This is a genomic window from Undibacterium sp. Ji22W, from assembly GCF_049340305.1.
Taxonomy (GTDB): domain Bacteria; phylum Pseudomonadota; class Gammaproteobacteria; order Burkholderiales; family Burkholderiaceae_D; genus Undibacterium.
Genome location: NZ_JBMPOU010000004.1, coordinates 324,045 through 335,985, shown reverse-complemented (window position 1 = coordinate 335,985; position 11,941 = coordinate 324,045). Strand labels below are relative to the sequence as shown.

12 protein-coding genes are annotated in these 11,941 nt (G+C 45.4%); 7 read left to right on the top strand and 5 right to left on the bottom strand.

Annotated features, from left to right (window positions below):
• Positions 1–411 (top strand): VOC family protein, encoded by a 411-nt coding sequence (locus ACO0KW_RS19010; RefSeq protein ID WP_423054995.1) that lies wholly within the window; start codon positions 1–3, stop codon positions 409–411.
• 227 nt (positions 412–638) lie between these two features.
• Entirely contained in the window at positions 639–1,151 is a 513-nt protein-coding gene (gene sodC / locus ACO0KW_RS19005) for a superoxide dismutase [Cu-Zn] SodC (protein ID WP_423054935.1), read from the top strand.
• 126 nt (positions 1,152–1,277) lie between these two features.
• On the opposite strand, the gene ACO0KW_RS19000 is transcribed toward sodC, so the two are convergent.
• Complete coding sequence (locus ACO0KW_RS19000) at positions 1,278–1,541, bottom strand: DUF2249 domain-containing protein (RefSeq protein WP_423054934.1); 264 nt, start codon at positions 1,539–1,541, stop codon at positions 1,278–1,280.
• Positions 1,542–1,920: 379 nt separating this feature from the next.
• Here ACO0KW_RS19000 and aqpZ point away from each other — a divergent pair, with 379 nt between their 5' ends.
• Positions 1,921–2,613, top strand: a complete 693-nt coding sequence (aqpZ, locus tag ACO0KW_RS18995; protein ID WP_423054933.1) for an aquaporin Z — start codon at positions 1,921–1,923, stop codon at positions 2,611–2,613.
• Between the two features lie 260 nt (positions 2,614–2,873).
• Here aqpZ and ACO0KW_RS18990 read toward each other — a convergent pair whose 3' ends face one another.
• Positions 2,874–3,065: a helix-turn-helix transcriptional regulator gene (locus tag ACO0KW_RS18990; protein ID WP_423054932.1), complete on the bottom strand. Its 192-nt coding sequence runs from the start codon at positions 3,063–3,065 to the stop codon at positions 2,874–2,876.
• Positions 3,062–3,478: a hypothetical protein gene (locus ACO0KW_RS18985; RefSeq protein WP_423054931.1), complete on the bottom strand. Its 417-nt coding sequence runs from the start codon at positions 3,476–3,478 to the stop codon at positions 3,062–3,064. Before ACO0KW_RS18985 ends, ACO0KW_RS18990 begins: the two co-directional genes overlap by 4 nt.
• A 562-nt stretch (positions 3,479–4,040) precedes the next feature.
• On the opposite strand from ACO0KW_RS18985, the gene ACO0KW_RS18980 reads away from it, so the two are divergent.
• From ACO0KW_RS18980 to ACO0KW_RS18970, 3 genes are read left to right on the top strand one after another with little or no spacing between them, the layout of a single operon-like run.
• Positions 4,041–4,760 (top strand): hypothetical protein, encoded by a 720-nt coding sequence (locus tag ACO0KW_RS18980; RefSeq protein WP_423054930.1) that lies wholly within the window; start codon positions 4,041–4,043, stop codon positions 4,758–4,760.
• Complete coding sequence (locus ACO0KW_RS18975; RefSeq protein WP_423054929.1) at positions 4,750–5,451, top strand: hypothetical protein; 702 nt, start codon at positions 4,750–4,752, stop codon at positions 5,449–5,451. Before ACO0KW_RS18980 ends, ACO0KW_RS18975 begins: the two co-directional genes overlap by 11 nt.
• Positions 5,452–5,463: 12 nt before the next feature.
• Positions 5,464–7,026, top strand: coding sequence for a Dyp-type peroxidase (locus tag ACO0KW_RS18970; RefSeq protein WP_423054928.1), 1,563 nt, complete (start codon positions 5,464–5,466; stop codon positions 7,024–7,026).
• Between the two features lie 169 nt (positions 7,027–7,195).
• Here the strand turns inward: ACO0KW_RS18970 and ACO0KW_RS18965 are convergent, their stop codons facing one another.
• Positions 7,196–7,540: a hypothetical protein gene (locus tag ACO0KW_RS18965; protein WP_423054927.1), complete on the bottom strand. Its 345-nt coding sequence runs from the start codon at positions 7,538–7,540 to the stop codon at positions 7,196–7,198.
• A 346-nt stretch (positions 7,541–7,886) separates the two neighbouring features.
• Here ACO0KW_RS18965 and ACO0KW_RS18960 point away from each other — a divergent pair, with 346 nt between their 5' ends.
• Positions 7,887–9,440 (top strand): S10 family peptidase, encoded by a 1,554-nt coding sequence (locus tag ACO0KW_RS18960; RefSeq protein WP_423054926.1) that lies wholly within the window; start codon positions 7,887–7,889, stop codon positions 9,438–9,440.
• Between the two features lie 108 nt (positions 9,441–9,548).
• Here ACO0KW_RS18960 and ACO0KW_RS18955 read toward each other — a convergent pair whose 3' ends face one another.
• Positions 9,549–11,870: a DUF6600 domain-containing protein gene (locus ACO0KW_RS18955; RefSeq protein WP_423054925.1), complete on the bottom strand. Its 2,322-nt coding sequence runs from the start codon at positions 11,868–11,870 to the stop codon at positions 9,549–9,551.
• Between the last annotated feature and the right edge of the window lie 71 nt (positions 11,871–11,941).

Sequence of the window (11,941 nt, the reverse complement as noted above, 5' to 3'; positions counted from 1 at the left end):
ATGATACCGATTCGTGAAATTGACCATTTAGTCCTACGTGTCGTTGATCTCGATCGCATGTTGCATTTTTACTGCAAAGTTCTTACTTGCACTATAGAACGTCGACAAGATGATATCGGTCTGGTGCAATTGCGGGCGGGGCGTTCTATGATTGATTTGATTCCAGTTGCGGGAAAATTAGGCCGTTTGGGCGGTGCAGCCGCAGGCAAAGAAGGCCGTAATCTTGATCACTTGTGTCTGCGGGTCGAGCCCTTCGATGAACAAAGTATCCGCCAACATTTGTTGGTCCATCGCATAGAAGCGGGGCCCATAGAATCGCGCTACGGAGCAGAGGGCGAAGGACCTTCGATTTATATTGCTGATCCTGAAGGAAATGTGGTCGAGTTGAAGGGCTCTCCAACATCTTGCTAACTAGGCGAAAGTGGATACTTGGTTTATAAAAGATTTCAGTTGCTTCCCATTTTTTTCTAGAAAACGTGGAGAAATCGGATTGATGAAGTGTTCGTTAAAGCCCTGGTATTGAAATTGTTTGCTTACGGTTTAGGCTTCTGTTAGCGTGTCTTGCTACGTCCTAAATGTAGGTATTGATCCATTTGTTCTCATTTGTGCATGTTAATCCAATCAACAGGGAGAAGAATATGAAAAGTTTAACGCTAACGTTGTTGCTAGTATCTGCCACCAGCGTGGCAGCTGATTTAGTTGTGCCTATGCATTTGGTCGATGAAAAAGGAATTGGTGTCAGTGTTGGAAAAGTGACTGTGACTGAATCTAAATATGGTTTGATTTTGACACCGGCGATGCAGGGTCTGAAACCAGGCCTGCATGGATTTCACGTTCATCAAGCTGGTAGTTGTGAACCTAAAGAAAAAGATGGCAAGATGGTCGCTGCAGGTGCCGCTGGTGGCCATTATGATCCGGCTAGCAGCAATGTTCATGGTACGCCGTGGGGCGATGGACACCTTGGTGATATGCCACCTTTGTATGTTGATGAAAGTGGCGTGGCAACGCAAGCAGTCCTGGCGCCAAGATTAAAGCTGAGTGATTTAGCGGGACGTTCAATTATGATCCACGCTGGTGGCGATAACCATGCGGATCATCCGGCCATGTTAGGCGGTGGTGGAGCCCGGGTTTCTTGTGGTGTGGTGAAGTAAGCGTTGATGATTTGTGAAAACGAAAAGCTAGCGAGTAAGCAGCAAATCATGATTTAATTTTCAAAAAATCGCCAGTGTGTTAATCCACTGGCTTTTTCTTATTTGAATTTTTTGCTTCAATTTATCTCAAGCAGCCACTAAGAAATCAATCACAATTTCACCCGGTTCACGTGAAATATATGCCATCTTGATTTTGTCGCCAAAATGATCGCCGATTTGATGGAGTAAAGGAATTGGGTCGTGATCATTGCAAAAACGCATGGTTTCACCGGGCATCAAAGCGGCCAAAGCACCAAAAATCGCAGCATGGCGGAAGCGCTTCGCAACGCCGCGTGCATCAAAAGCATAAATACCTGCATCGCCAATTGGGCGTGAGCAATCGTGTGACATAAAAGTTCTCTCTTAAAATAAAAACTGCAAAATGAAAACGTACTTGCCGTGGTGTAGAAATTGATGCAGCTATCGCGACTTGATTTGCGCTGATAATTTTTAGACGCTGGGCAACAGAAGTAAGATTAAGGTTAATTGCAGGCTAAGGCGAATACAAAGGAAGATGCCAGAGTGTTCCCTTGACGGACATCATTTTTTGGATAAAGTGATTGTCAGGAAACCAAGAAAAGCGAATTAATGTTAAATCAAGTTTATGTTACTTGACCCAAATCCAAGCTCGCCCCAAGATGTTGTTTGTTGATTTCTAAATATGTTTGACTGAATAGGCATATCGGGAATCAAGATCGATAAACAGTTAATTTCAATGATGGAGGAAATAATGAAGCAATATGGCGCAGAATTTTTTGGAACTTTTTGGCTAGTCTTTGGTGGTTGCGGTAGTGCGGTTTTGGCTGCTGGTTTTCCAGGTCTCGGTATTGGGTTTGTTGGCGTATCCTTAGCTTTTGGTTTGACAGTATTGACGATGGCCTATGCAATTGGTCACATCTCTGGTTGTCACTTAAACCCGGCGGTATCTGTCGGGTTGTGGGTCGGAGGTCGTTTCCCACTAAATCAATTACTGCCATATATCGTGGCACAAGTCGCGGGCGGTATCGCTGCTGGCGCGATTTTGTATTTAATTGCCAGCGGTGCACCAGGATTTGATGTCAGCAAAGGATTTGCATCGAACGGCTACGGTATGCATTCTCCGGGCGGCTATTCAATGATGGCGGCATTTTTGATCGAAGTTGTTTTGACGATGTTTTTCCTGATCGTGATTTTGGGTGCGACAGATAAACGTGCTCCTGCGGGTTTCGCACCGATTGCGATTGGATTATGTTTGACCTTGATTCACTTGATCAGTATTCCAGTAACGAACACTTCTGTGAACCCTGCACGTAGCACAGCGGTCGCGATTTTTGTTGGCGATTGGGCAGTCGCTCAGTTATGGATGTTCTGGCTGGCACCCATAGTTGGTGCGGTGTTGGGGGCGACCGTTTATCGTTTTATTGCTGTCGGTGATAATAAATAGTATCGCCGTTAGTTTATTTGGTCGTTTGTTAGGTTTGCCAATTGATTTGTGGTTTAGTTTGCTGACTTGACGAGCTGACTCAACGAGCCGACTCATATTGCGAACCGAACTCCTTAGAAAAAATCCACCATAAATTTGGTGGATTTTTTTTGTCCGCAAACTTTTCGTTGAACAATGAATCCTTAGTTACGCGTAAATTTCACTCCTAAACACTGGTTACGTGTAAGTTTGTCTGCGATTGATATTAAGGTACATCTCGCCTAATCAACAAAAAAGATGTGTTCTATTGGTTTTCCGAATAATTTACTAATCGTAAAAGCGAGTGGCAAGCTCGGATCATAACGACCAGTTTCAATCGCATTCACAGTTTGTCGTGATACTTCTAAGTGATCCGCTAAGGTCGCCTGGCTCCATTCCCTTTCTGTGCGTAACTCCTTGACGATATTTCTCATGATTCACGCTCCAGAAGAGTTTTGCGAACCAAAGTGATCAGTAGCCAGCTGCCCATGAAGATGCCGTAAATCACAAAACCACTTAGTTTTGGATAGCCTATTCCCTCCAGAAAGCCATAACTAAAGCTGAAGAAAACAGTGATACCACCAGCGATCGCGACCACTTCTAGTAGCCAAATGCGCAGATATTCATCTAGGCGTTGAAAATGGCGAATGATCGCCCAAAACGTACCGAGCGCGGGGATCGTGGGCGTGAGTACGAGCAGCGTGCGGACAAGGCCATCCTCCATTTTTTTTGCAAAGTAAATTGAGACAAAAAGCACGATGATATAGGTCAGTATGCTCAGACTTAATTCATGGCTATATTTTTTTGCATCGGCTTTATCTTTTTTAGAAAAATCTTTATTGAACATAAGTGCGTCCTTTTTAGCCAATGAATTGGCTAATGATTGGTGAAGTTTGCTTGAACTCTTTGAGCAGAAATTACGGAGTGGAAGCCAGCGTATTTGCTCAATATTCTCATTTTTGATTTACACCTATGAATCTGACTTGAGGTGTAAAGTATACTTGACATCATAAATGAATTGTTAGCGATGTCAAGCCTCCTTTACAAAAAAATGTAGTAACGATGCGGGCGTCAATTTCCATCTTTGGTGCATGGATTGTTTGAACAGAATCTTTTTGTTGGTGGCATAAAACGGTACAAGATCGAAATGGCATTCATTTTGCTTATCAAAAATGTGTTCGTCAGAAATACGACGAATACGAAAATAAGTTTTGTATTAATTGACATTACTAGTTCAAAACATCAAAATATTTCTCTATTCATAAGTAAAAATACTATTTTTCTTGTGAGTGAAATACGATGGAAGTTTGGCATTGCTAGTTTAAAAGTCTGGCGTAAGTGGATAGACGAAAAAACTAGATCAAGTGAGCTCTTTTGACTCATATAACTCATTATGCACGGGGAAAAGCATGTCGAATATCGCTGGAAAAGCCTATGCCATGAATGTGATTACACCAATTCGGTGGTACACAGTCTGGTTGAATAAATTGATTTTTTGGATCGCCCTAAAAAAGCCATCGACCTTACGCGGCTTGATTACTTTGTCGCTGATTCATTACGCACGTTGGGTAATTATTGGTAAAGATAAGTTTCCACACCTCGATCCACAGCAACCCAAAGAACAATTGAATTACTCGTATATGCTGTTCTTTAGTAATTTCAATGGAAGCTGGGATCAGTATGTCGATTCATTCACATTTGCCATACCTGGCGGCCTTGATTTGTTTTGGAAATGGAACATCCGCTATCCTAAATCGGTGCCCTTGACCCCATTTCACAACTACATTCGCTACAACCAAATTGAGACGGTGCATTACTACAACGCCTATCCACTGGCGGCGTCGAATGATGTGAAGAGCGCGAAAGCTGTGAAAGATGCCCTGATCGCTTTTCAGAAGCAAGCGCTGGATGCGAGTGATGAGGATTTCATGAAGCGATATAACGCCCTCGTACGTGGCTTGCAACACGATCTGGGAGATATGCATCCTACGCCAATTATTAGTATGTCGGCTTATCAAGTGCAACGTCGTGAGCGTTGGCACGATGGTCGCCTGAAAAAAGAAATTGCAGAGCAGGCCTTGAAAGAGAAAAATATCACGGTAATTGAGGGGGAACAACATGGGCGGTAATGTCAGCGGCAAGGCTTATGCTTTAACGATATTGTCACCAATTAAGAATGCGTACACGCAAGAAGAAATTGCTTATGCTGACGTGATTCGTGACCATCTACAAAATTGGAATTTCGAGAATAACAGCCCGATGGCGAAGGTCCCACAAACCTATTTGTGCAGGTTCTTTGTGCTCGATGACGTGTATACAGAATCGCAACCAACTGGTGGTGCCCTGGACACGTTTAGTGATTTTTTACCGGCTGTACCCGATTCTATCAGGCGCAATACAGTACCCAAAGAAGACCATTTGAAAAATCGTTATCTGGTGTTTTCCTGCAATTTTCACGGTGGTGAAAATGCTGATCTGGATGGTTATTTGCGCGGTATGTGGAATGCGATTAGTGATCGTGTTAAAGAACTTTGGCATTACTGTTACGGTTTTGAAAAAGTGAAAGATGCGGAAACTTTTATTTGCTATATGAAGCAATGTCAGATGGAAGCGTCTCTATTTTTCAACGGTTCAAACGATGAGTCATTGCCTGAGCAATTAAAGGCATTGTATTTGAAGCAGGAATTAGCCAAATTTGTGATTGATAATCAAGGGCTAGATGCCTCGCATATCAAGGTTAATCTTCAGGCATTCATGCAGCGCGTTGCGCCAACTAATCTGACCGCGCCAACTTGGGCTGCTGGTAAATATCGAATTTAAATAGGTGATTCTGTGACTAAACAATTAGATCTGACTGATATCCAAGGGAATGTGATTCGTGCGTATGGACGCTTTGGATATCCCGTTGCCCGTTATGTGTTTCTGAATATTCGCGAATCTCAAATCGCACGCGACTTTGTTGGTGCTGTGACTAAGCGCGTGACCAGTTCGGTGGAGTGGGGCGATGGTCCTGGACAAATAAAGCAACCGAATTGGACGGTGAATATTGCCTTTGCCTATCAAGGGTTGAAAGAACTTGATTTACCACGTTCCTCTTTAATTGGCTTCTCACACGAGTTTGTCGCCGGTATGAAAGACCGACGTGATATTTTGGGGGACGATGGCCCCAGCTCACCGGAAAACTGGGATCCAATTTGGGTGGGGAATCGTAAAACGCGTGAGCAAGATGTGCACATTTTTATTTCACTCAATGCCCGATTGCCGACTTTATTGGAAGAGAGTTATGCATGGTTAAAAGCACTGGTTGCCGAGCACAAAGATGGTGTCGTCATCCTCGGCGGGAATCGGGGTGACGATGGGGTACTGCTCGACTATCAGGATGTAAACGTGGTGATGGAAGATGGCAAACCAACCTCGAAAGAACATTTTGGATATACCGACGGCATCAGCGATCCAGTTTTTGAAGGAACGCCGAGTTATGATCTGAATGTGGAAGGGCGTGGTAAGCAAATGGAAGATGGTTCGTGGGCGCCACTTGCGACAGGTGAATTTTTACTTGGTCACATTGACGAGGCGCACGAATATCCACCTGCACCACAGCCAGTCTTGCTGTCGCGAAACGGTACCTATATGGTGTATCGTAAATTGCATGAAAACGTCGCGACTTTTGACGCCTATCTAGATGAACACGGTAAAAAATACCCGGGTGGTAAAGAATTGCTTGCCGCGAAATTTGTTGGACGTTGGCGTGATAATGGCGCGCCTTTGGTAAAAGCGCCAGATGCTGAAAGTAAGGCCAAATTTGATATGGCGTTGATGGGTTCGGATAAGGATGGTAAAGATAAGTTGCTGTGCGCCTTTACTTACGACGACGATATGAGTGGCGCTAAATGTCCGTTTAGCTCGCATATCCGCCGGATTAATCCCCGCGCTTCGTTAGAGATGATCAAGGGGCCAAAACCGGGTAGTATGATTTTTAATGAAGGTGCATTTGATACACCGGGTGCCTTGGTTAATCGTCGTCGTTTATTGCGGCGCGGATTGCCGTATGGTCAAGTCAAAGATCGTACGCGTGACGATGGCAATCACGGCATTATCATCATGATGCTCAATGCTGATATTAATCGGCAGTTTGAATTTGTCCAGCAACAATGGATCAATTACGGGAATGATTTTCAGGCCGGTAGCGATAAAGAAATCTTACTCGGCAATCATAGCGCCGACGAAAAGTTTCCGAGCAAAGCAGTATTGCAGGTTGATCCCAATAGTGATCAGACACCATATTTTTTGAGTAAAATTCCACGTCTGGTGGAAACGCGTGGTGGTGAATACTTCTTCATCCCAAGCTTGACGGCACTACGAATGATAGCGATGGGCGTGGTTGATCCTACTTAAGCTGCGTGGTGACATTGATCAATAGGGCTTAAGAACGGATCTATGTCACTGAAAGATAATGGTAGTGAAGATAAAGGCAATGAAGATAAAGGTAGTTGTGGTAGTTCAAAAAAGCGTAGATTTTTTCTGCGCTTTTTTCATTTTGAAGTGGACTTAAGTTGATAGCAGTCTATTCAAATTCTTCCGCTAAATTTTTCCATCCCTTAGTTTTGGCGAATTGACAGAATTCTTCGGGCGCTTCCAGCACGATCATTTTTCGTTCTTGCAAAGTGGGGTCAGTCGCTTCAAAGTCTGGACCAACATAGCCTACCGCGTGTAATTGCTTCATGATTTGTTGAATCAACACTTTGTCGCGAAAACTACCCGCTTCCATCGCCGCCACAAAATCAACAAAGACATCGATAATGCCATAACCTTCATCGTAGATACGTATGCCTTTGATGCTGTGCTCTTTAGCATTGGCGTCAATAGCCTTAAAACTGCCGCAAATTTGAATATCGGTATCGTTGCTCATCTGAGTATTTCCTCTTGAATGTTTTTATGAAAATGTGCGGAATAATTGCCATTGGCTTGGTTTTAAGATTATACCGATAGTCATCCATCAAACGAAATTTGCATCTTCCTCAAGGCATTTGCAGAGACGATTTCGAATTTGTACTTGTCGCAGGGAACTAATCAAAAGATTTGACTTCCAATTACAAGATTCTGATTGCGGCGATGTGAAATTTAGTTGAATTAAATTCATTAAAAATGCCCTTGGAATCTGCGCTCTAGATGTTTGTAGTCGCATGTGCATCTAGACATCTTTGCCCAATATAACAAGCTAACAAGCAAAACAACCACAAGGGAATACCGAGACTATGAAGATAACAAAATTACTACTCGCCAGCATGACACTTTGTGTTGCGAATGCCTACGCGCAAGAGGCTAGCGCTCCCGCGAGTCCAGCGGCAAGCGGTGCTGTGCCTGAAAAAGCAAAAGCGGTTGCAGCACAAAATGAACGCGTATTGCCGGCGGAATCGGCAGTACATTCTACCGGTCAAGTGACGATCAAAGGCAAAATAGTGCCTTACAAAGCAACAGCGGGTACACAACCAGTGTGGGATAAAGACGGGAAAGTCATCGCGTCTTTGTTCTACACATACTATCAGCGTAGCGATGTCAGCAATAAAGACAAACGTCCTTTGGTGATTTCTTTTAATGGCGGTCCAGGTTCTGCATCAGTGTGGATGCATGTGGCTTATACCGGTCCCAAAATGTTGAATATCGACGATGAAGGCTACCCAGTGCAGCCTTACGGTGTGCGCGATAATCCGCATTCAATTTTAGATGTCGCCGATATTGTGTACATTGATCCGGTAAATACTGGCTTTTCACGCATCCTCGATCCCAAAGCCGATCGTGCGCAATTCTTTGGTGTGAATGCCGATATTGCGTATTTGGCAGAGTGGCTCAATACCTTTGTTTCACGTAGTAGCCGTTGGAATTCGCCGAAGTATCTGATCGGTGAAAGCTATGGAACTGCACGTGTTTCTGGCTTGGCGAAGGAGCTGCAAAACAATCATTGGATGTATTTGAATGGCGTGATTTTGGTGTCACCAACGGGCTTGGGTATCAAGCGCGAGGGGCCAGTGAATGATGCGTTGAGCTTGCCTTACTATACTGCGACTGCATGGCATCATAAAGTGTTGCCAGCCGATTTGCAAAAGCGCGATCTGAATGATTTGTTGCCAGAAGTTGAAAATTTCACCTTGAATGAATTCATTCCCGCCTTGTCTAAAGGGGGATTTATTGATCCGGTACAAAGACAACACATCGCGGCAAAAGTCGCGCGTTATGCGGGTGTGTCCGAAACTGCGATCATGCAACATAATTTGGCGATGCCACCGTCCTTCTTCTGGAAGGAGCTCTTGCGTGGACGTGGCCAAACCGTCGGCCGTCTTGATTCGCGTTATCTCGGTATCGACCGTATGGATGCAGGCACTGGTCCTGATTACAACGCGGAGCTGACTTCCTGGCTGCATTCTTTTACACCAGCGATCAACCACTATTTGCGTGACGTGTTGAAATACAAAACCGATGTGAAGTACAACATGTTTGGCCCAGTGCATCCTTGGGACAACAGCAACGATCGTACCGGTGACAACTTACGTCTGGCGATGGCTGAAAATCCGTATATGCGCTTGATGGTGCAGTCTGGTTACTATGACGGCGCAACGAATTATTTTGATGCGAAATATACGATGTGGCAGATTGATCCTAGCGGCAAGATGAAAGATCGCATGGAATTCAAAGGCTATCGTAGTGGACACATGATGTATTTGCGCTCAGAAGATTTGGCTAGTTCAAATGAACACATTCGAGAATTCATCAAGAAAGCAACGCCAGCGAACGGACAGGCTGCGAAATATTGATTAGTTGGTCGCTTCAGTGTGATCTTGTAATTTTCAAGACATAAAAAAAGGGACTCAGTGATATTTGCTGAGTCCCTTTTTCATTGAGTCGGCGATCACGCCGACAATCTATCGCTCATTGTTCTCTTTTCTATTTTCTTTCTTATTTTCCGAGCTTTTTTCACGTTCTTGCCGTTCAACCTTAAAAGGCTGTGCTGCCTCACGTCTGACTTCCGGTGCAACAAATCGCGGTTCAGCCGCTCTGACTTCTTGACGTGGTTGCGGCATTTCGCGTTGTTGCGCTTGTGGACGTTCAACTTGACGTTCTGCTACACGTTCAGCCCGCTCAGGGCGTTCAAAACCACGTTCAGAACGGCGATCCACATTACGTTCGTTCATCGTTTCTACAGGACGGCTAACAGGCATCGCGGGGTTTGGGCTAGCTGACGTATTCGATGGAACAGGCATAGTACGGTACTCGCGTATCGGATCTTGTCGTGGCTGATTGATCGCGGCACGACTTGAGTCATCCGAGCGCTCGATGCTACGCTCGATGGTGCGCTCATTCGTACGCTCAATTGGTCGGTCGTTTGTACGCTCGATAGCGCGCTCACGTTGTACTTGGTTTGTAGGATCAAAACGTTCAGTACGAATCCGATTTTCATTTCGATCACGAGTCCGGTCTGCATTCATCTCTTCTGTCGTGCGGATACCAGAAGAATTCGTCACGGGAACTGGCGTTTGTACTGGCTGTGGAGATTGTGTAGCTTGCGCAGGTATGTTATTCACCACATTACGTGATTCGATTTGAGCCGGTCTGTCGAAGCGACTAGGATTGCCGTTGTAGCGATCATTCGTGGGGCTATTTAAACTGCTATTGTTCGCACGTGAGTTCGTTACTTGATTCGGCATCGTAGTCGGGCGATTATTTGATGTTCCGTCGCTTGCTTGAATCGATTCATTGCGATTGGCACTGTTCACCACCGAGCGCCCACGGAATTGATCATTCTCCTGCCAATTGCGTGGACGCGCATCGCCAAAACGATTATTCCGATCGGGTGTTAAGTTTGGTCCTTCATCATGCACTCGCATATTTTTTGCATCGGCTGGTTTGATGGAGGACGAAGCAGGAAATACATGCTCGCCGCGAATAAAAGTTTGAGTCGGTACGGAAGTGACGGCGTTGTGTACAAACTGGTTGCGATAGGCATGATGATCGTTATCAAACTGATTGCGCTCATTCCGGCCACCTCGATTGATCACCGTCGTTTTGTTGATGATCACCGTCTGATTCAGATTTTGAATGTAGCGAGTATTGCGTGTGTAATAGGGACGATAGACTTCGCCGGGCCCAAGTGGGAACCAAGCAACCGATGGCCCAAAGCTGTTGCGGCTTTGTATGTTGATACCAGCATTAATGCCACCACTTCCAACGCCGACAAAAGCAACTAAAGCAGGCGCATACACTGGACGCTGATGACGTTCAAAGCGGCCAGGTAACCAACCCCAGCGTTTACCGACAAACGCCCAGCGACCATAGTGATATGGTGCAAAACCCCAAGGTGAACGATCTACCCACGTCCAACCCCAAGGTGCTACCCAAACCCATTGACCATCGCGGTAGGGAGCCCAGCCAACCGAAATGCCACGTGGATACCAGATCGCACCGTATTCCATATGCGTTTCCCAAGCACCATATTCGTCTAATTGTTGATAGCCGACCATCTCGCGTGGAACGAATCGTGCGGAAAGAGAATTTTCCTCTGCGCGATCGCGATCCGCCGCCCATTGATCGAAAGTATCAAATGGCGGGACGCGCACAATTTGTGTGTGATTCAGATTGGTGCCAGCAAAGCGAGTTTGTTCCCCTGCGCGCAAACTCACCACATCGCGCTCACCTTGCGCAACGCCCAAGCCATGACGCACGATCACGGTCGTCGTATTGTCATCGTTCACATTAATCCGGTATTCGCCGGGTTCTCGGATGGACAAACGTAAATTAGGTGTGTTCACCTCAATATTTTCGTGCTCTTGCATGGCACGGACGCGCATCACAACCGTGCCTTGCGATACCTGAATTTGCGTATTGTCATCCGTTAGGCTGATAAAGCTGATGCGGGTGTGTTCTTGCAAACGTAAAGCATTGGCGCCGACTTGTAATTCTGCACGACCGTTATCCGCTACAAACACGCTGTCACCACTAGAGATTGGCCGATTGGCAATTAATGGACCCCAGATATTGCTGCCTGCATCAGCGAAACTGATACTGCCGAAAGCGTAACCAACTCGGGCAATCCGACCAGGTGGCTCATATTGATCGGTATTTTGCTCGTTGTTGGTCTGGCTTCCTGGAGGCGGGCTTTGAGCCCATACTGGATTTGCTAGCATGAGTGAACTCAATGCTAAAGCCGATAAATGGAAAATTGTTTTGCTGGGACGAAGCATATTCATGATGTTTCTTTCGGACATTTGAATAAATTGAAAGAGAGATTTGCGGTACCTGTCATGACTTAACGCGGCAA